This window comes from Clavibacter capsici, assembly GCF_001280205.1.
Classification (GTDB): domain Bacteria; phylum Actinomycetota; class Actinomycetes; order Actinomycetales; family Microbacteriaceae; genus Clavibacter; species Clavibacter capsici.
The window spans coordinates 1,497,018-1,515,372 of the sequence record NZ_CP012573.1; the positions used below are offsets into that span (position 1 = coordinate 1,497,018).

Annotated in this window: 17 protein-coding genes, 1 tRNA gene and 1 pseudogene; 16 read left to right on the forward strand and 3 right to left on the reverse strand. The window is 74.4% G+C overall.

Annotation, left to right across the window (positions count from 1 at the left end; translation table 11 throughout):
* The first annotated feature begins 1,183 nt into the window (after window positions 1-1,183).
* The gene (locus tag AES38_RS07060) at window positions 1,184-3,232 is read left to right on the forward strand and encodes an Rne/Rng family ribonuclease (RefSeq protein WP_256998884.1); all 2,049 of its coding nucleotides are present in this window, start codon (window positions 1,184-1,186) and stop codon (window positions 3,230-3,232) included.
* A 99-nt stretch (window positions 3,233-3,331) separates the two neighbouring features.
* Here the strand turns inward: AES38_RS07060 and AES38_RS07065 are convergent, their stop codons facing one another.
* Entirely contained in the window at window positions 3,332-3,610 is a 279-nt protein-coding gene (locus AES38_RS07065; protein ID WP_053774373.1) for a DUF4031 domain-containing protein, read from the reverse strand.
* A 280-nt stretch (window positions 3,611-3,890) separates the two neighbouring features.
* Between AES38_RS07065 and rplU the strand changes: the two genes are divergently transcribed.
* The 10 genes from rplU (at window position 3,891) to AES38_RS07115 (ending at window position 11,701) form a co-directional block, all read left to right on the forward strand.
* The gene (rplU, locus tag AES38_RS07070) at window positions 3,891-4,199 is read left to right on the forward strand and encodes a 50S ribosomal protein L21 (protein WP_012038175.1); all 309 of its coding nucleotides are present in this window, start codon (window positions 3,891-3,893) and stop codon (window positions 4,197-4,199) included.
* Window positions 4,200-4,223: 24 nt separating this feature from the next.
* Window positions 4,224-4,478, forward strand: a complete 255-nt coding sequence (gene rpmA, locus AES38_RS07075) for a 50S ribosomal protein L27 (protein ID WP_012299161.1) — start codon at window positions 4,224-4,226, stop codon at window positions 4,476-4,478.
* A 124-nt stretch (window positions 4,479-4,602) separates the two neighbouring features.
* A complete protein-coding gene (obgE, locus tag AES38_RS07080) occupies window positions 4,603-6,141 on the forward strand; it encodes a GTPase ObgE (RefSeq protein WP_053774374.1) in 1,539 nt (512 codons plus the stop codon).
* 3 nt (window positions 6,142-6,144) lie between these two features.
* Entirely contained in the window at window positions 6,145-6,924 is a 780-nt protein-coding gene (gene proB, locus AES38_RS07085) for a glutamate 5-kinase (protein ID WP_053774375.1), read from the forward strand.
* 66 nt (window positions 6,925-6,990) lie between these two features.
* Window positions 6,991-8,343, forward strand: coding sequence for a glutamate-5-semialdehyde dehydrogenase (locus tag AES38_RS07090; RefSeq protein WP_072174622.1), 1,353 nt, complete (start codon window positions 6,991-6,993; stop codon window positions 8,341-8,343).
* A 137-nt stretch (window positions 8,344-8,480) separates the two neighbouring features.
* On the forward strand, window positions 8,481-8,696 hold the full coding sequence (locus AES38_RS07095; protein WP_043672338.1) for a hypothetical protein: 216 nt from the start codon (window positions 8,481-8,483) through the stop codon (window positions 8,694-8,696).
* Between the two features lie 17 nt (window positions 8,697-8,713).
* Entirely contained in the window at window positions 8,714-9,316 is a 603-nt protein-coding gene (gene nadD, locus AES38_RS07100) for a nicotinate-nucleotide adenylyltransferase (RefSeq protein WP_053774376.1), read from the forward strand.
* Window positions 9,313-10,911: a hypothetical protein gene (locus AES38_RS07105; protein WP_053774377.1), complete on the forward strand. Its 1,599-nt coding sequence runs from the start codon at window positions 9,313-9,315 to the stop codon at window positions 10,909-10,911. Before nadD ends, AES38_RS07105 begins: the two co-directional genes overlap by 4 nt.
* 39 nt (window positions 10,912-10,950) lie before the next feature.
* Window positions 10,951-11,328 (forward strand): ribosome silencing factor, encoded by a 378-nt coding sequence (gene rsfS, locus AES38_RS07110; RefSeq protein ID WP_012038183.1) that lies wholly within the window; start codon window positions 10,951-10,953, stop codon window positions 11,326-11,328.
* A gap of 300 nt (window positions 11,329-11,628) precedes the next feature.
* A tRNA-Ala gene (locus tag AES38_RS07115) sits at window positions 11,629-11,701 on the forward strand.
* Window positions 11,702-11,797: 96 nt separating this feature from the next.
* Here AES38_RS07115 and AES38_RS15820 read toward each other — a convergent pair.
* Together AES38_RS15820 and AES38_RS16545 are read right to left on the reverse strand one after the other, a co-directional pair.
* Window positions 11,798-11,962 carry a hypothetical protein gene (locus AES38_RS15820; RefSeq protein ID WP_157883514.1) on the reverse strand — a complete coding sequence of 55 codons (165 nt, stop codon included), beginning with the start codon at window positions 11,960-11,962 and terminating at the stop codon, window positions 11,798-11,800.
* 76 nt (window positions 11,963-12,038) lie between these two features.
* Window positions 12,039-12,779: pseudogene (locus AES38_RS16545) on the reverse strand (nuclease-related domain-containing protein); the annotation flags it as partial.
* Between the two features lie 119 nt (window positions 12,780-12,898).
* Between AES38_RS16545 and AES38_RS07125 the strand changes: the two are divergent.
* The 5 genes from AES38_RS07125 (at window position 12,899) to AES38_RS07145 (ending at window position 18,352) form a co-directional block, all read left to right on the forward strand.
* On the forward strand, window positions 12,899-13,222 hold the full coding sequence (locus AES38_RS07125) for a hypothetical protein (protein ID WP_053774379.1): 324 nt from the start codon (window positions 12,899-12,901) through the stop codon (window positions 13,220-13,222).
* Window positions 13,223-13,254: 32 nt separating this feature from the next.
* Window positions 13,255-14,277 (forward strand): SGNH/GDSL hydrolase family protein, encoded by a 1,023-nt coding sequence (locus tag AES38_RS07130; protein WP_053774380.1) that lies wholly within the window; start codon window positions 13,255-13,257, stop codon window positions 14,275-14,277.
* A 244-nt stretch (window positions 14,278-14,521) separates the two neighbouring features.
* Complete coding sequence (locus tag AES38_RS07135; protein ID WP_053774381.1) at window positions 14,522-15,310, forward strand: DeoR/GlpR family DNA-binding transcription regulator; 789 nt, start codon at window positions 14,522-14,524, stop codon at window positions 15,308-15,310.
* Window positions 15,307-16,278 (forward strand): 1-phosphofructokinase family hexose kinase, encoded by a 972-nt coding sequence (locus tag AES38_RS07140; protein WP_053774382.1) that lies wholly within the window; start codon window positions 15,307-15,309, stop codon window positions 16,276-16,278. Before AES38_RS07135 ends, AES38_RS07140 begins: the two co-directional genes overlap by 4 nt.
* A 22-nt stretch (window positions 16,279-16,300) precedes the next feature.
* Entirely contained in the window at window positions 16,301-18,352 is a 2,052-nt protein-coding gene (locus AES38_RS07145) for a PTS fructose transporter subunit IIABC (RefSeq protein ID WP_053774383.1), read from the forward strand.
* Window positions 18,353-18,355 lie beyond the last annotated feature (3 nt).

Here is an 18,355-nt window from a genome sequence, read left to right on the forward strand (position 1 = left end):
TCCCGGGGCAGACCCGGGCCGCACGGCACGTCCGGCGGCGGATAGCCAGTTCCGTACCAGTGCGCACGACCGAAGCCTCGGGCCGGCCGTCGCAGACCAGGATCGACGGAGAACCGCGTACGCGGGGATCCACTCGGAGAGCTACCGGGGTACGGCGCGGCCGTACCGACCGGTTGAGGAGTGCACCAGAGATGGTGGAGAGAGACGAGAACCACGGCAGGAGGCGTCCCAGCCTCTTCGAGCGGCTGACAGGCCGCCGCGCCGAGCCGACCGCGGCACCGGAGACCGACGGCACGCCCGTCCTCCCCGCGTCCGCGAACCCCGAGGCGAGCGGCACGCCCGCCGCCTCCGAAGCGAAGGGCCCCACCCTGAACGAGAACGACGACACCCAGTCCACCCCCGAGCAGCCCGAGACGCCGGTCGCCCGACGCTCGCGCCGCGCCGGGACCGCCGCGTCCGCGCCCGCCGCATCCGGAGCGGACGGATCCCCGACGGACGGCGCCAGCGTCGACGCGTCCGCCGAGGCGCCGGCCCCCGAGACGGATCCCGCCGCGGCCCCGCCGAGGAGACGGCGCCGCCCGCCGTCCGCGCACCGCGCAAGCGCGCGCCCCGCAAGGCCGCCGCCGCGCCGGCCGAGGAGGCGCCCGCCGCCGACCTCCCCGCGGACGCCGCACCCGCGGACGAGCCCGCGCCGACCCCGTCCGCCGCGGAGCCCGTCGCCGAGACCGAGGCCCCCGCTACCCCGGCGCGCACGCTCCCGTCCCTCTCCGTCTTCTTCCAGGCACCGGACATCGCGCCGCTCCCGCCCCGCCGCGAGCGGGACGACCGCCGCGATGACCGCCGCCAGGACGACGACGACCTCGACCGCGACGACCGCCCCTCGCGCTCCTCGCGTCGCGGCGGCCGCGGCCAGGACCGCAGCACCGGCCGCGACGGACGCGACCGCGACCGTGACGACGACCGCGACGACGAGGACGACGCCCCGTCGGTCCGCCGCCGCGCGCGCCGCCGCTCCGGCGAGGAGGGCCGCGACGGCGACGACGCGCCCGGCACCGTCGTCAAGGTCCGCACGCCGCGCGAGCCCGAGCTCATCACCGAGCCGCAGCGCATCAAGGGGTCCACGCGCCTCGAGGCCAAGAAGCAGCGCCGCCGGGACGGCCGCGACGCCGGCCGCCGCCGCCCCGTGCTCACGGAGTCGGAGTACCTGGCCCGCCGCGAGTCGGTGGACCGCAGCATGATCGTGCGCTCGCGCGACGGCAAGATCCAGATCGGCGTGCTCGAGGACCACGTGCTCGTGGAGCACTACGTCGCCCGCGCCGACGAGGCGTCGCTCATCGGCAACGTCTACCTCGGCCGCGTCCAGAACGTGCTGCCCAGCATGGAGGCCGCCTTCATCGACATCGGCCGCGGCCGCAACGCCGTGCTGTACTCCGGCGAGGTCGATTGGGAGGCCGCCAACGCGGACAAGGGCGGCGGGAGCCACGCGCGCCGCATCGAGGTCGCGCTCAAGCCCGGCGACCGCGTGCTCGTCCAGGTCACCAAGGACCCGGTCGGCCACAAGGGCGCCCGCCTCACGAGCCAGGTCAGCCTGCCGGGCCGGTACCTCGTGTACGTGCCCAACGGGTCCATGAACGGCATCAGCCGCAAGCTCCCCGACACCGAGCGCGCGCGTCTGAAGAAGACGCTCAAGGAGGTGCTGCCCGAGAACGTGGGCGTCATCGTCCGCACGGCCGCCGAGGGCGCGACCGAGGAGCAGCTGAAGCTCGACGTGGAGCGCCTCACCTCGCAGTGGGCGGAGATCAGCCGCCAGGTCGAGAAGGCGCAGGCGCCCGCGCTCCTGCACTCGGAGCCCGACCTGCTGCTGAAGATCATCCGCGACGTCTTCAACGAGGACTTCCGCGAGCTCGTCATCGACGGCGGCGACGCCCAGGAGATCATCGAGGGCTACCTCCGCGGGGTCGCGCCCGACCTCATCGACCGGGTCCAGGCGTACTCGGGCGAGAAGGACTCGTTCGACCACTACCGCGTCAGCGAGCAGATCGAGAAGGCGCTCGACCGCAAGGTCTGGCTGCCCTCCGGCGGATCCCTCGTCATCGACCGCACCGAGGCCATGACCGTGGTCGACGTCAACACGGGCAAGTTCGTCGGATCCGGCGGCAACCTCGAGGAGACCGTCACCAAGAACAACCTCGAGGCCGCGGAGGAGATCGTCCGCCAGATGCGCCTGCGCGACATCGGCGGCATCATCGTCGTCGACTTCATCGACATGGTGCTCGAGACCAACCGCGACCTCGTGCTGCGCCGCCTGGTGGAGTGCCTCAGCCGCGACCGCACCAAGCACCAGGTGGCCGAGGTCACCTCGCTCGGCCTCGTGCAGATGACCCGCAAGAAGCTCGGCCTCGGGCTCCTCGAGTCGTTCTCCGAGAACTGCGAGACGTGCGCCGGCCGGGGGATCATCATCCACCACGACCCGCTCATGGCCCACAAGCAGACCCCCCAGGAGCCTGTGCAGGGCCAGGGCCGCCGTCGCGGCGGCAAGGGCCAGCAGGACCACGGCAGCGGGAACGGCGGAGGCGCCAACGGGAACGGCGGCGGTCGCGGGAACGGCGGCGGCCAGGCCCCGCAGCAGCGCACGCCCGCGGCGAGCACGCACAGCATCACCGACGACGCGCGCTCGGCGCTCGCGAAGATCGCGACGAGCACCATCCAGACGGTGAACGACGCCATCGACCGCGTCGAGGACGTCGTGCGCACGCCGGACGAGGCCGAGGCGGACGCCGCCGCGCGTCCCGCGTCGGAGGCCCAGCCCGCCGAGGAGCAGCCGCGCGGCGACCGCCCGCGTCGCAGCCGCGGCGGCCGGGGACGTGCGTCGTCCGCGCCGACCGAGGCGCCGGAGCAGACGCCGGCCCCGGAGCCCGCCGTCGAGGAGCCCGTCGCCCACGCGGAGGACCCGACCCCGGCGGACGCCGCCGTGGAGGAGCCCGCGCTGTCGACGCTCGAGCCCCGCGAGGCCATCCGCCTGGAGCCCGTGCAGATCCTCGACATCCCGGTGGCGAGCGCCCGCACGGCCCCGCGCCGCGTGAGCTCGGCCGACGCCGAGCAGCTCCTCGGCTCCGTGCTCGACGCGCTGCCGCAGCCGAAGGAGCCGGGTCAGGGGCGCTCGCGCAGCCGCCGCGTCTCCACGGCCACGCTCACGACGCCGACCCCGACGCCCGCGGACGACGCGAGCTGATCGCGCGGCCGTCCCGCGACGGCCGCACGGCGGAGGGCCCGGAGCGCATGCTCCGGGCCCTCCGTCGTCCCCGCCTCGGGGACGACGTGCGCGGAGGCGTCAGCCGCCGAGTCCGCGCCGCTCCCGCTGGGTCACCCGCAGGCCGCTCGCCTGCAGGCGCCGCACCAGGTCGCGGTTGGACACGGGCACCGCACCGCGCGCCACCAGCTCCTCGTAGCGCGCCGCCGGCACGTCGTAGTGGTCCCGGTCGAAGCCCCGCTCGGGGATCCCGGCAGCCCGGGCGAACGCGTGCAGCTCCTCGAGCGAGGCGTCGCTCACGAGGTGCGACCACAGGGTGCCGTGCGCGGGCCACGCGGGTCGGTCGAGGAGGACGGTCATCCTGCGAGCATAGGCAGAGGCCCCCGCACCTGACGACGGAGGACGCCGCGACGCGCCCGGCGCGGTTGCGGCCCGACGCGCGCACCCTCGCGTATGATCGTCCGAGGACGCCCGAGGTCCGGGGTTTGACCCCTGTCCGGCGTTCCGGTAACGTGAGTCGCTGGCATGCGCCGATCCCCGAGGGGTCGTGCGCCTGCGGCAGACTTCCTCCAATGATTCGGGCCACAGGGCGTCAAGTCCCCAGTGAGTCAAGCCCGCGAGAGAAAACAGGTACGGAAAAGTGGTTTACGCAGTTGTGCGCGCCGGCGGTCGGCAGGAGAAGGTCGAGGTCGGGACCATCGTCACGATGGACCGGGTCAAGAACCAGCAGAGCGGCAAGGTCGTGCTCCCCGCGGTCCTGCTCGTCGACGGCGACACCATCACCACGGACGCCGCGAAGCTCGCCGACGTCACCGTCAGCGCCGAGATCCTGAACGACCTCCGCGGTCCCAAGATCGTCATCCAGAAGTTCAAGAACAAGACCGGGTACAAGAAGCGCCAGGGGCACCGCCAGGACCTCACGCGCGTCCAGGTCACCGAGATCAACTAGCACCCAAGACCGCAGGAGAAACAGATGGCACACAAGAAGGGCGCGAGCTCTACCCGCAACGGCCGTGACTCGAACGCCCAGCGCCTCGGCGTGAAGCGCTTCGGCGGCCAGGTCGTCGGCGCCGGCGAGATCATCGTCCGCCAGCGCGGCACGCACTTCCACCCCGGCGTGAACGTCGGCCGTGGCGGCGACGACACGCTGTTCGCCCTCTCCGCCGGCTCGGTGGAGTTCGGCGTCAAGGGCGGCCGCAAGGTCGTCAACATCGTCGTCCCGGCCTAGCGCAGGCCGACAGCACGGACCCTGCAGCGGCTCGGCCGCGCAGCACATCAAGGGCGGGCCTCCTCGGCCCGCCCTTGCGTGCGTTCCGCAGGGCAACACCTCCAAGAAGAAACGAGCGACAGCCATGGCGACATTCGTCGACACCGTCACCCTCCACCTGCGGGCGGGAAACGGCGGCAACGGCTGCGTCTCGGTGCGCCGCGAGAAGTTCAAGCCCCTCGCGGGCCCCGACGGCGGCAACGGCGGCAACGGCGGGGACATCGTCCTCGTCGCCGACCCGCAGGTGACCACGCTGCTGCCGTACCACCGCGGCCCGCACCGCTCCTCCCGCAACGGCGGCCCCGGCATGGGCGACCACCGCCACGGCACCCTCGGCGAGACCCTCGAGCTCCCCGTGCCCGTCGGCACCGTCGTCAAGGACGCCGACGGCGACGAGCTCGCGGACATGGCCACGCCCGGCATGCGCTTCGTCGCCGCCGAGGCCGGACAGGGCGGACTGGGCAACGCGTCGCTCGCCACCACCAAGCGCAAGGCCCCGGGCTTCGCGCTCCTCGGCACGCGCGGCTACGAGGGCGACGTCGTCCTCGAGCTCAAGGTCGTCGCCGACGTCGCGCTCGTCGGCTACCCGTCGGCGGGCAAGTCGAGCCTCGTCGCCGCCATCTCGGCCGCGAAGCCGAAGATCGCCGACTACCCCTTCACGACGCTGCACCCGAACCTCGGCGTCGTCGAGGTCGCGGACTCCCGCTACACCGTCGCCGACGTGCCGGGCCTCATCGAGGGCGCGAGCGAGGGCAAGGGCCTCGGCCTCGAGTTCCTGCGCCACGTCGAGCGCTGCTCGGCGCTCCTGCACGTGCTCGACTGCGCCACGCTCGACCCCGGCCGCGACCCGATCTCCGACCTCGACATCATCCTCACCGAGCTCGCCGCCTACCCCGTCCCCGACGGACAGGTCCCGCTGCTCGAGCGCCCGCAGCTCGTGGCGCTGAACAAGATCGACGTGCCGGAGGCGCAGGAGCTCGCCGACCTCGTGCGCCCGGAGCTCGAGGCCCGCGGCTACCGCGTGTTCGACATCTCCACCGTGAGCCACGAGGGCCTGCGCCAGCTGTCCTTCGCCCTGGCGGAGCTCGTGGAGGACGCGCGCACCCGGGCCGCCGAGGAGCCCGAGGCACCCCGGATCGTGCTGCGCCCCCGCGCCGTGGACGAGAAGCCCTTCACCATCCGCGTGGACGGCGGCAGCTACGGCGACGTCTACCGGGTGCTCGGCACCAAGCCCGAGCGCTGGGTGCAGCAGACCGACTTCACCAACGACGAGGCCGTCGGCTACCTGGCCGACCGGCTCGCCAAGCTCGGCGTCGAGGACGGCCTGTTCAAGGCCGGCGCGGTCGCGGGATCCAGCGTCGTCATCGGCGAGGGCAGCGGCGTCGTCTTCGACTGGGAGCCCACGCTCACGTCCACCGCGGAGCTCATCACGAGCCCCCGCGGCGCCGACGCGCGCGTCGACCCGATTAACCGCCGCACCAACCAGTCCCGGCGCGAGGACTACTTCGCCCGGATGGACGCGAAGGCCGAGGCCCGCGCGCAGCTCGTGCGCGAGGGCGAGGCCGGCCTGTGGGCCGACGACGACGCGACGGACGAGGACGCCGTCTCGGACGACAGGGCCTAGCGGGTGGGCACGACCTCGCGCGCGGGCATCGCGTCGGCGCGACGCATCGTCGTGAAGGTCGGCTCGTCGTCCATCAGCGGGGAGAACGCCGGCCAGATCGCGCCGCTCGTGGACGCGATCGCCTCCGTGCACGCGCGGGGCGCGGAGGTCGTCCTCGTGTCGTCCGGCGCCATCGCGACCGGGATGCCGTTCCTCCGCCTCGACGACCGTCCGGCCGACCTCGCCACGCAGCAGGCCGCCGCCGCCGTCGGGCAGAGCGTGCTGGTCTTCCGCTACCAGGAGAGCCTCGACCGCTACGGCATCGTCGCCGGCCAGGTGCTCCTCACCGCGGGCGACCTCGCCGCACCGGACCACCGCGAGAACGCGCAGCGGGCCATGGAGCGCCTGCTGGGCCTGCGCCTGCTGCCCATCGTCAACGAGAACGACACCGTGGCGACCCATGAGATCCGCTTCGGCGACAACGACCGGCTCGCGGCGCTCGTCGCCCGGCTCGTGGACGCCGACCTGCTGCTCCTCCTCTCGGACGTCGACGCGCTCTACACGCGGCCGCCGCAGGAGCCGGGCGCCCGCCGCATCGAGCACGTGGCGTACGGCGACGAGCTGGAGGGCGTCGAGATCGGCAGCACGGGCACGGGCGTCGGCACGGGGGGAGCGGTGACGAAGGTCGCGGCCGCGCGCCTGGCCGCCGAGGCGGGCGCCGGGGTCCTGCTCACGTCGACCGCGCAGGTCGCCGAGGCCCTCGCCGGAGCGCACGTCGGCACCTGGTTCGCGCCCCGCGCCTGACGGACCGCCCGACCTGCAGCGTCACCGAGCGCCGCCGCCCGACCCCGGCTGGCTAGGCTGCCGTGCATGCCCGCCACCGCCTCCGGCGCCCCCGTCGTCGCGTCCGCCCTTGCCGCATCCCCGTCCGAGGGAGCCCCGTCGAGCGTCGCCCCGTCGGATGCCACCCCGTCGGAGGCCGCCCTCGAGGGGATCCTCGCGGGTGCCCGTTCCGCGGCCACCGTCCTCGCGACCGCCACGTCCGTGCAGCGTGAGTCCGCGCTCGACGGGATCGCGGCCGCGCTCCTGGATGCGCGCGACCGCATCGTCGCCGCCAACGCGGCGGACCTCGCCGCCGGTCGCGCCTCCGGACTCGCGGCCGGGCTGCTCGACCGCCTGGCCCTCGACGCCGCCCGCGTCGCATCCCTCGCGGACGCCGTCACGGGCATCCGCGGCCTCGACGACCCGCTCGGCCAGGTCGTCCGCGGCCGCACCCTCCCCAACGGCCTCCTCCTCTCGCAGGTGCGCGTCCCCTTCGGCGTCGTGGGGGCGATCTACGAGGCCCGGCCCAACGTCACCGTCGACATCGCCGCGCTCGCCCTCCGGAGCGGCAACGCGGTGGTGCTCCGCGGCGGATCCGCGGCCCTCCGCACGAACGCCGTGCTGGTCGAGGTGATGCGCGGCGCCCTCGAGCGCGCGGGCCTCCCGGCCGACGCCGTGCAGACCGTGGACGCGCACGGGCGCGCCGGCGCGGCCCGCCTCATGCGCGCACGCGGTCTCGTCGACGTCCTCGTGCCGCGCGGATCGGCGGACCTCATCCGCACCGTGGTGGAGGAGTCGACCGTCCCCGTCATCGAGACCGGGGCGGGCGTGGTCCACGTCTACCTGGACGCCTCGGCGGACGCGCGGATGGCGGTCGACATCGCCCTCGACGCCAAGGTCAGCCGTCCGAGCGTGTGCAACGCCATGGAGACGCTCCTCGTGCACCGGGACGCGGCGCCCCGGATCCTGCCCGGCGTCCTCGACGCGCTCCGCGACCGCGGGGTGACCGTGCACGGCGACGCGGCGGTCCGCGACCTGTGGCCCGCGGCCGTCCCCGCCGACGACGGCGACTGGGCGGCGGAGTACCTCTCCCTCGACCTCGCCGTCCGGGTCGTCGACTCCGTGGAGGACGCGGTGGCGCACATCGCCCGCTGGTCCACGCACCACACGGAGTCCATCGTCACGTCCGACCTCGCCGTCGCCGAGCGCTTCCTCCAGGCCGTGGACTCGGCCGTCGTCATGGTGAACGCATCGACGCGCTTCACGGACGGATCCGCGTTCGGCTTCGGCGCCGAGGTCGGCATCTCGACCCAGAAGCTGCACGCGCGCGGGCCGATGGGCCTGCAGGAGCTCACCAGCACGAAGTGGGTCGTGCGGGGGAGCGGGCAGGTGCGCGGCTGAGCCGCACCCGTCAGGCAGGGCCGCCATCCGGGCGCCCGCGGCACGCCCGACCGCGGTGCACGCCCCGCACGGGGGCCCGCCGATAGGATGGCAGGCGCCGCCTCCGCGCCACGAGGCGTGCCACGAACGGAGATCCCATGCACGCGCTGACCACCACCATCCTCGCCGAGACCGAGCACGCCATGGAGCTCGCCGCTCCGCTGTGGGTGTTCCCGGCCGTCGCGGCGGTCGCGTTCGTCGCGCTCGGAGTGGTGATGTACAGCTTCCGCGACGTGAGCAACCGCCACTCCGAGAAGTGGGGCAAGCCCCCCGTCGCCGAGCAGGGCCACGGCACCGCCGACCAGGCCCACTGAGCGCGAGCATCCGCCAGATGACGACACCCGCGACCCCGCGCCTCCGCATCGGGGTCATGGGCGGCACGTTCGACCCCATCCACAACGGCCACCTCGTCGCCGCGAGCGAGGTCCAGCAGCACCTGCAGCTGGACGAGGTCATCTTCGTCCCCACCGGGCAGCCGTGGCAGAAGCAGACCGTCACCGACGGCGAGCACCGCTACCTGATGAGCGTGATCGCCACCGCGGCCAACCCCCGCTTCACCGTCAGCCGCGTCGACATCGACCGGGCGGGCACCACCTACACGATCGACACGCTCCGCGACATCCGGCGCACGCACCCGGACGCGGAGCTGTTCTTCATCACGGGCGCGGACGCGATCCAGCAGATCCTCGGGTGGAAGGACGTCGGGGAGCTCTGGGACCTGGCGCACTTCGTGGCCGTCACGCGCCCCGGCCACGACCTCACCGAGAGCGGCCTCCCGCACGCCGACGTAAGATTGCTCGAGGTGCCGGCGTTGGCGATCTCCTCCACCGACTGCCGGAGCCGAGTCGGGCGGGGCTTCCCCGTCTGGTACCTCGTCCCCGACGGAGTCGTCCAGTACATCTCCAAGCACCACCTGTATCGGAGCCCGCAATGACCCCCTCCCACGACGCGCCCGACACCGGGCCGACCTCGTTCGACGACGGTCCCGCTCCCGCGACCCTCGGGCTCAGCCGCCGCGAGATGCGCGCTGCCGAGCGCGCCCGCGCTCTGGCCCTCGGCATCGACGAGGCGGACGACGCGCCGGTCGAGGAGCGCGCTGCCGCCTCGGTGGACGCATCCGACCGACCTGCGGCCGAGGACGCGCCGCAGGGGACGACGGTCGAGCCGTCCGGCTCGTCGGAGGACGACGGATCCGGGACGGCGACCGACGCGGCGACGACGCCCGCGGCCGCCCCGATCACCGCTCCCGGCGTGGGCCCCGACACCTCCGCCATCCTCCTGTCGGGCGGCGTCCTCACCCGACGCCAGCTCCGCGCCATCCGCGAGGCCGAGGAGGCCGCCCGCCAGCAGCGCGGGTCCGAGCACGGCGACGACGCCCCGGCCGACGCCCGCACGTCCGGCGCCGAGGTGCCGTCGGTCCCGGAGGCCGATGCGGTCGCCACGACCCCGGACGAGGAGTCCGGCGCTCCCGTCGTCGACGACGCACCTCCCGCGACGTCCGCCGAGCCGGCCGTACCGCCGTACGTGCGCTACGGCCGCGGCTCCCGCGCCACCCCGCGTCCCCGCGCCCCGTACGGGAGCGCGTACCGGCGCACGCCGGCGGCGGACGCGACGGAGGCACCCGAGACCGCGACGTCCGACGTCGCACCGGCCGCCTCGTCAGTGCCCGATGCCCCGGCCGTCATCGACGCTCCCGCTGTCGCCGACCGCACGTCCGACGGATCGACCCCCGCCGACGACCGCTCCTCCGGGACGCCGTCCGCCTGGCCGTTCGCCCCCATCGTCCCGTCGGGCGCCGACGGCGACCGCGACGTCGACGCGTCCGGCGAGCAGCCGACCGTGCCGCCCCTGGCGCCGCACACGCCGAGCCGCGACGAGGATCCGCGCCCCGCGCCCTCGCTCGAGCCCGTGCCGTGGGTGACCGGGTCCGCCGCGCCCACGATCGAGCCCGCCTTCGGCACCCGCGCGTCCGCCGCGGCCGAGGACGTCGACTCCGCCGACATCGCCGCCCCCGCGTCGGAGAGCGGCGTCGGCGCCCCGAGCGCGACCCAGGAGGCGGCAGCCGACGTCCGGACGCCGTTCACCCCGCCGACCGGGCACTGGTCGGTGCAGGACCAGGTCGACGAGGACCAGCCGCACACCGGCAACCACTTCATCCTCCCCACGGTGCCGCACGCCAACGACATGCAGCAGGCGCTCAACAGCACGGGCGAGATCATCATCACGGGATCCATCGACCTGCCGCGCAGCCTCGGCTCCATGGGCACGCACCCGGACCGGTTCGACACGGCGGACATGGACCGGATCCTGGAGCAGGCCGACGACCAGGATCACGCGCCCGGCCGCTCCGACTCGGAGCCCGTCCGCGCCAGCCGCGCGGTCAGCACCCACACCTCCACGCGCGCCGTCGTGCAGCCGCCGCCCCGCAAGCGCTTCACCGCGCCCGTCGTGGCGGCCGTCACGGCCGGGGGAGTCGCCGTCATCGGCGCGGGCCTCGTCATCGTCGCGTTCATGACGAATGTATTCTGATCGTCTGATGCACCACCCCACCCGTCCCGGAAGGACTCTGTGACCGCTTCTCCCCGCGCCCTCGACCTGCTCAAGGTCGCCGCCCTCGCCGCCGACTCCAAGCAGGCCATCGACCTGGTCGCGCTCGACGTCTCCGGGCCCCTGCCCCTCACCGACGTCTTCCTCATCGCCTCCGCTCGCAACGAGCGGAACGCGCAGGCGGTCGCCGACGAGATCGAGGACAAGATGATCGAGGCCGGCGCCAAGCCGCTGCGCCGCGAGGGGAAGAGCGAGGGCCGCTGGATCCTCCTCGACTTCGGCGACGTCGTCGCCCACGTCTTCACCGAGGAGGACCGCATGTACTACTCGCTGGAGCGCCTCTGGAAGGACTGCCCCGTCGTCGCCCTCGAGATCGAGCCGACGGCCTCCGCTTCCTGATCCTGCTGCGTGCCGTGCACGGGGCGCTCGCCCGTCGAGGCGTGGCCTCGACGTCGGTCACGACCGTGGGTCGCTCCCACGATCGCTGTCCGGAGGACGGGATCCTGTGGCGACCGCAGGCGCGGTCCCGAGTCGTCCGTCGGGTGCGGTGGTCCGCGTCGGCAGGGAAGGCGAGCCCGCTGGTCGCGCCGTCCGACCGCGGCGACGCCGCCGGCCGTCGCCGACGAGGATGCCCTGGTCATGAGGCGGTCGGAATGTGTAGTAATGTAGACGAGTCGCTTCCGCAGGGAAGCGGAGAACGGGTCTGTGGCGCAGTTGGTAGCGCACCTGCATGGCATGCAGGGGGTCAGGGGTTCGAATCCCCTCAGATCCACCCTCGAGCCCCGCTCCTCCTCACGGAGGTGCGGGGCTCTTCCGCTCTCCGGGGTCGTCCCTCGGTGGACGGGGTCGGCGCGACCAGGACCCGCGCTCAGCTCCGTCCGGAGAGGCCGAGGGGCTCCACGTGCGCGCCACCTGCCCGGAACAGCGCCGCCAGCGGCTCGACGAGATCCCGCTCGGCTCCCGTGCCGGCGGAGAGGGCCATCTCCCGGACGTACGCATCCAGGGCCGTGCGGCCCGCGAGGATCCGCGTCACGGCTCCGCCGTCGGTCCTGTCCTCGGGGCGTACGAAGAGCGAGGCGCCATCGTGCGAGTAAGAGGACCGCCGTCTCGCACCAGACGCGGAGGCCCAACCGCTCCTCGAGCAGCTCGCGCAGGCCGACAGCCTGCCCGCGCACCTGGGTGGCCGGCGACTCCCGGCCGACGTGCGAGCGGACGATCCGCTCCTGCGATGACGCGCTGTTCGACAGACGCGCGATCTGCACGGCGAAGGTCCGTCCCAACGAGGACTCGTCCACGAGCTGCGCGAACGCCGCATGCTCGGAGCTGGGGACGACGCCGTCGAAGACGATGCCACGCCACCGCTTGTTCTCGATGATCAGCACCGTGCGGGCGGTCACGACCACATGGTCGATCTGCTGCACGAAGCGGGCGCCGTCGTCGCTCGTCCGCGAGAAGACGACGTTCGTCGCCAGGATCCCGGGGAGCCCGGCAGCGGCGAACGCCGCGACGATGTGCGCGTGGGAGGAGGCCTCGTGGCCCCAGGTGGCCGATACGAGCTCACGGGCTGCCTGCTCGTCCACGCGGGCGATCCGCGTCCGCTCCTCCGCGGCGGCCAGCTCCGCGGCGTGCATCGCCGTCAGCTCCGCGACCGTCCTCACGCGGTGCTCCTCGGCGAGGGAGAGGGACCGCGTCCGCTCGGTCGCGTCGACGATGCGCCGCCTCTCCGCATCGGCCGCGGCCGCGTCGAGCGCATGTCGGGCGGACGCGTCCCGCCGACGACGGTCACGGACGAGCAGGGCCAGGACGAGGACGAGGAGGGCGACGAGGATCCAGGGGAGCGCGTTCTGCATGGCCCAGGGAAGCACGCACCACGGGTCGCGCGCGGGATCCGCTCCCCGATCGGGGGACTGTCCTCCACTTGGGGGACCCGGGTACCGTGGCTGAGGTCATCGACCCCTGGAGCTCCACAATGTCGCACGCCACCCTGCACCGGACGCACACCACCGACCCGCACCGCACGTCGGTGGTCGGTTCCGCGGTGCTGGGCTTCCTGGCCGCGTTCGTGGTGGGCGCGGCGGTCATCGTGACCCTCCTCATCACGTCGTTCGCGCAGGGGACCGAGGGGTACCCGGGGCTCGACGTGCCCGGCGTCGTCGACACCCGGATCGACCACGGCAGCGTGGTGACGCAGATCGGCCCGGGCGGCTTCCTCTTCCCGTTGGCCGCGGGGCTCATCGTCGGGCTGATAGTGGCCGTCGTCGTCTACGCACGACAGCGCGCCGCCGAGGACTGAGCGCATCCGATCCCGCGCGTAGGGTCGAGGGGATGCCTCCCGCTCCCGCACTCCCGTCCTCCCGCACGCGCGGTGACGCGACCCCCGGCTCGCGCCCTCGACCGGCGCGCCTCCTGACCGCCGCGGTCGCCACGCTGGTCCTGCTCAGCGGGTGCACGACGTCGTCGCCGGATCCCACGCCGGAGACGCCGCGTCCCCTCCGCGTCGTCTCGCTCGGCGACTCGTACTCCACCGGCACGGGCCCGGCGACGCCCCTGCCGGGCGACCCCGTGGTGTGCGGGCGCACGGTGTCCGCCTCCGTCCGCGTCGCCGCCGACACCGTCGGCGCGGAGCTCGTCGACGCGGCCTGCGACGGCGCGACCACGGCCGACATCCTCGGCCCGAGCGAACGCGGCGGGCAGGCCGTGCCCGCGCAGATCGACGCGCTGACCGACGGCGCCGACGTGGTGCTCGTCCGCATCGGCGGCAACGACCTCGGCTTCCCCGCGCTCGTCGGCGGCTGCCTGGCTCGGTACCCGGACGGCCCCGTCGCGGCGGGACCCGCCACGTGCGTGGACGCGCTCGCGCCCGCCGGGGGGACGGACGCCGTCCGCGCGCGCATCGACGGCGAGGTGACGCCGAGGCTGACGGAGGCGTTCGGCCGGATCCGCGCCGCGGCACCGGACGCCCGCATCGTCGCGCTCGGCTACCTCACCGTGATCGGCGACCCCGAGGGGCTGCCCGAGGAGGGCTGCCTGCGCGCCACCGCCACGTCGAGCGTGAACGGGCAGGTGCTCCTCACCGACCGCGACGCCGCATGGCTCGCCGGCGTCCAGAGCGCCCTCGACGCGGCGGTCGCGCAGGCGGCGGCCGGGGTCGGGGCGCGGTTCGTCGACCAGGAGGCCCCGACCGCGGACCACGGGGCGTGCGCGGGCGACGCGGGGGATCCGTACGTCGCGGGCGTGGGCGGCAGCGCCGGGGACGTCCCCCTCCACCCGAACGCCGCGGGGCTCGCCTGGGAGGCGGGCGCGATCGCCAGTGTCCTGCGCGAGGAGGCGGCGGCGCTCGGACGCTGAGGACGTCCTCGGGCACGACCGCACGAGTCCGCAGCATCCGCTCGACAGGTTGCGGGGTCGCGGCGCTGCCTGTCGCCGGGTGACGACGTCGTCCTTCATCGGCCTGTCCAGGCCGCCGCCTCGCCGCGCCGGAGCACCGCGGCCATGTGGGATTCTGTGGCTTCGTGTTGCTTCTCCTGCGTAGGAGGGCTACAGTGCGAGGACGCGGGGCGCCAGTGCCCCACGGAGTCGAAGGAGACCGCCCATGTACGCCGAAGAGCGCCAGGACAGGGTGGTCGCCCTCCTCGAGCGCACCGGTCGCGTGGCCGTCGTGGGCCTCGCCCGCGAGTTCGACGTGACCACGGAGACCGTCCGGCGCGACCTCGCCCAGCTCGAGGCGCGCGGCGTCCTCCGACGCGTCCACGGCGGCGCCGTCCGGGCGGGCCGCTCCACGCGCGCCGAGGAGAGCCTCGACACCCGCGGCACGCGCAACACCGCGGCCAAGGCCCGCATCGCCGACGCCGCGATGGCGCTGCTGCCCGCGAGCTTCCAGGGGTCCGTCGCGATCGACGCCGGCACCACCACGGGGCTCGTGGCCGACCGCATCGCCGCCTGGGTGCCCGACGTGGCGGGCCGCACGCTCGTCGTCGTCACGCACTCCATGGTCGTGGCGCAGACGGTCAGCCGGAACCCCGCCGTGGAGGTGCAGCTGCTCGGCGGCCGCCTCCGCGGGATCACGAGCGCCGCGGTGGGGCCCGCCACCCTCGGCCAGCTCGCGCGGCTGCGGCCCGACATCGCCTTCATCGGCGCGAACGGGATCCACGCGGAGTTCGGCCTCAGCACCCCCGACGAAGAGGAGGCGGCCGTGAAGACCGCGTTGACCCGAGGATCCCGACGCGCCGTGGCGCTCGTCGACGCGTCGAAGGCGGGGGAGGAGGCGCTCGTGGGCTTCGCCGCCCTCGACGACCTCGACACGCTCGTGACCGATGCGGAGCCCGAGGGGCCGCTGGCCGACGCGCTGGCCGCCGCCGAGGTGGAGGTGATGGTCGCGTGATCCTCACCCTCACCGCCAACCCGAGCCTCGACCGCACCATCGACCTCGCCGGCGCGCTCGCGCGCGGCGCCGTGCAGCGCGCCCGGGGCGTGGCCGAGCAGCCGGGCGGCAAGGGCGTCAACGTCTCCCGCGCGCTCATCGCCTCGGGGCTCGACACGGTCGCGCTGCTGCCCGGCCGCCTCGACGACCCGATGCTCGTGGCGCTGGCCGCCGAGCGGATCCCGCACGACCCGCTGGAGATCGCCGGCCGCGTGCGCCAGAACGTCACGCTCACCGAGCCGGACGGCACGACCACCAAGGTCAACGAGCCGGGCCCCGTGCTGTCGTCGGCGGAGGCGGACGAGCTCGTCGCGCTCGTCATCCGCCACGCGCGCCGGGCCACCTGGCTCGTGCTCGCCGGATCCCTGCCGCCCGGCCTCGACGACGACTTCCACGCCCGCGTGGTGCAGGCCGTGCGCGCCGAGCTCGGCGACGCGGCGCCGCGGATCGCCGTCGACTCCTCGGGCGCCCCCATGGCCGCGCTCGTCGCGTCCGGCGCGGTCGTCGACCTCGTCAAGCCCAACGCCGAGGAGCTCGCCGAGCTCGTCGGCCTCCCCGATCCGGATGCGCTCGAGGCCGACCCCCGGCTGGCCCACGACGCATCCCGCTCCCTCGTCTCGCGCGGCTGCCGGGCGGTCCTCGCGACCCTCGGCGCCCGCGGAGCCGTCCTCACCACGGCCGACGGCGGGTGGCACGCCACCATGCCGCCGATCGTGCCGGTGAGCACCGTGGGCGCGGGCGACTCGTCGCTCGCGGGCTACCTGCTCGCCGACCACCGCGGGGCCGGACCCGAGGGGCGGCTGGCGCAGGCCGTCGCCCACGGATCCGCCGCCGCGTCCCTCCCCGGCAGCACCATGCCGGCCCCCGACGAGACCCGGCCGGACAGCGTCACCGTCCAGCCGCTCCTCCCGATCGCCGCCGATCGCTGACCCGTCCCACCTGGAGAAGAACATGCCATCGCTCATCACGAACCGCCTCGTGCTCCTCGACGCCGACCTCGGCGCCGACCGCGAGCACGCCGTCCGCACGCTCGCCGAGCGCGTGGTCGCCGAGGGCCGCGCCACCGACGCCGACGCCCTCTTCGCCGACGCGTGGGAGCGCGAGTCGAAGACCGCGACCGGCATGGGCGGCGGGCTCGCGATCCCGCACTGCCGCTCCGCCGCGGTGACGGAGGCCACGCTCGTCATGGCGCGCCCCGCGCCGACCGTCGACTTCGGCGCGCCGGACGGCCCCGCCGACCTCGTGTTCTTCATCGCGGCGCCCGACGGCGCCGACCAGGAGCACCTCGTGCTGCTGTCGCGCCTCGCCCGCTCGCTCATCAAGCCGGAGTTCGTCGAGGCGCTGCGCACCGCCACCGACGAGGACCAGGTCGTCTCCCTCGTCGAGGGCGCGCTCGTGGACGAGCCCGCCTCCTCGACGGGCGCCCCGGCCGCCGCGGCTCCCGCGGCGTCGGCGTCCGCGCCGGCCGCCGCGCCCGCGGACGCGCCCGTGCTCATCGCCGTCACGGCGTGCCCCACCGGCATCGCGCACACCTACATGGCGGCGGACTCGCTCGTCGCCGCCGCGAAGCGCGCGGGCGTGGAGCTGCACGTCGAGACCCAGGGATCCTCCTCGGTCACGCCGGTGGACCCCGCGATCATCGCGCGGGCGACCGCCGTGATCTTCGCGGTCGACGTGGACGTGCGCGACCGCGCGCGCTTCGCCGGCAAGCCCGTGATCCAGTCGCCCGTCAAGCGCGGCATCGACCAGCCCGACCAGATGGTGGCCGAGGCCGTGGCCGCCGCGAAGGACCCCTCGGCCCCGCGCGTGCCGGGCGGCGCGTCGTCGGCGGCCGGATCCGAGCAGGCCTCCCCGCAGGCGTCCCAGTCGGTGGGCGCGCGCCTCAAGCGCTGGCTGCTCACGGGCGTCAGCTACATGATCCCGTTCGTCGCGGGCGGCGGGCTGCTCATGGCGCTCGGCTTCCTGCTCGGCGGGTACCGGATCTCCGACGTCGCCTCCGACATCGTGGTCCAGAACTCGATCGCCAACCTGCCCGACGGCGGGATCATGAGCTACCTCGGCGCCGTCGCGTTCGTCATCGGGAACGCGTCGATGAAGTTCCTCGTGCCCGTGCTCGCCGGCTACATCGCCTATGCCATCGCCGACCGCCCGGGCATCGCGCCCGGCTTCGTGGCCGGAGCCGTGTCGCTCATCATGGGCGCCGGATTCCTCGGCGGCCTGGTGGGCGGCCTCCTCGCCGGAGGCATCGCCTACGCGATCGGACGCATCGACGTGCCGCGCTGGCTCCGGGGGCTCATGCCCGTCGTGATCATCCCGCTGCTCGCGTCCATCGTCGCCTCCGGGCTCATGGTCATGGTGCTCGGCGGCCCGATCGCGGCGCTCACCGTCGGCCTCAACGACTTCCTGTCCGGCCTCACGGGCGCGTCCGCGATCCTGCTCGGCGTGATCCTCGGCGTGATGATGTGCGTCGACCTGGGCGGCCCCATCAACAAGGTGGCCTACTCGTTCGCGGTGGCGGGCCTCGGCGCCGGATCCATCACCGACCAGGCCCCCTGGGCGATCATGGCCGCGGTCATGGCTGCCGGCATGGTGCCGCCGCTCGCCCTCGCGCTGGCCTCCACCGTGATCGACCGCCGCCTGTTCAGCCCGGCCGAGCGGGAGAACGGCAAGGCCGCGTGGCTCCTCGGCGCCGCTTTCATCTCCGAGGGCGCCATCCCGTTCGCCGCGGTCGACCCGCTGCGCGTGATCCCCGCGAGCATCGTCGGCGGCGCGGTCACGGGCGCCATGGTCATGGGGCTCGGCGTCGTCTCGCAGGCCCCGCACGGCGGCGTGTTCGTGCTCTTCGCCATGAACGGCACGTTCCTCGGATTCCTCGCCTCGGTCGCCGTCGGCACCGTCGTCTCCGCGTTCCTGGTCGTGCTGCTCAAGCGCTTCACGACCAAGCGCCCCGACGCTGCCGCCGCGGCGGTGTCCGTCGACCAGGGCGTGCCCGTCGCCGCCTGATCC

Excerpts from the sequence above, each read along its gene's own strand:
- AES38_RS07145 (WP_053774383.1), top strand. The coding sequence starts at position 16,301 with ATGCCATCGCTCATCACGAACCGCCTCGTGCTCCTCGACGCCGACCTC.
- AES38_RS07095 (WP_043672338.1), top strand. The coding sequence starts at position 8,481 with ATGCACGCGCTGACCACCACCATCCTCGCCGAGACCGAGCACGCCATG.
- AES38_RS07135 (WP_053774381.1), top strand. The coding sequence starts at position 14,522 with ATGTACGCCGAAGAGCGCCAGGACAGGGTGGTCGCCCTCCTCGAGCGC.
- rpmA (WP_012299161.1), top strand. The coding sequence starts at position 4,224 with ATGGCACACAAGAAGGGCGCGAGCTCTACCCGCAACGGCCGTGACTCG.
- nadD (WP_053774376.1), top strand. The coding sequence starts at position 8,714 with ATGACGACACCCGCGACCCCGCGCCTCCGCATCGGGGTCATGGGCGGC.
- AES38_RS07105 (WP_053774377.1), top strand. The coding sequence starts at position 9,313 with ATGACCCCCTCCCACGACGCGCCCGACACCGGGCCGACCTCGTTCGAC.
- AES38_RS07130 (WP_053774380.1), top strand. The coding sequence starts at position 13,255 with ATGCCTCCCGCTCCCGCACTCCCGTCCTCCCGCACGCGCGGTGACGCG.
- AES38_RS07090 (WP_072174622.1), top strand. The coding sequence starts at position 6,991 with ATGCCCGCCACCGCCTCCGGCGCCCCCGTCGTCGCGTCCGCCCTTGCC.
- obgE (WP_053774374.1), top strand. The coding sequence starts at position 4,603 with ATGGCGACATTCGTCGACACCGTCACCCTCCACCTGCGGGCGGGAAAC.
- AES38_RS07065 (WP_053774373.1), bottom strand. The coding sequence starts at position 3,610 with ATGACCGTCCTCCTCGACCGACCCGCGTGGCCCGCGCACGGCACCCTG.
- AES38_RS07125 (WP_053774379.1), top strand. The coding sequence starts at position 12,899 with ATGTCGCACGCCACCCTGCACCGGACGCACACCACCGACCCGCACCGC.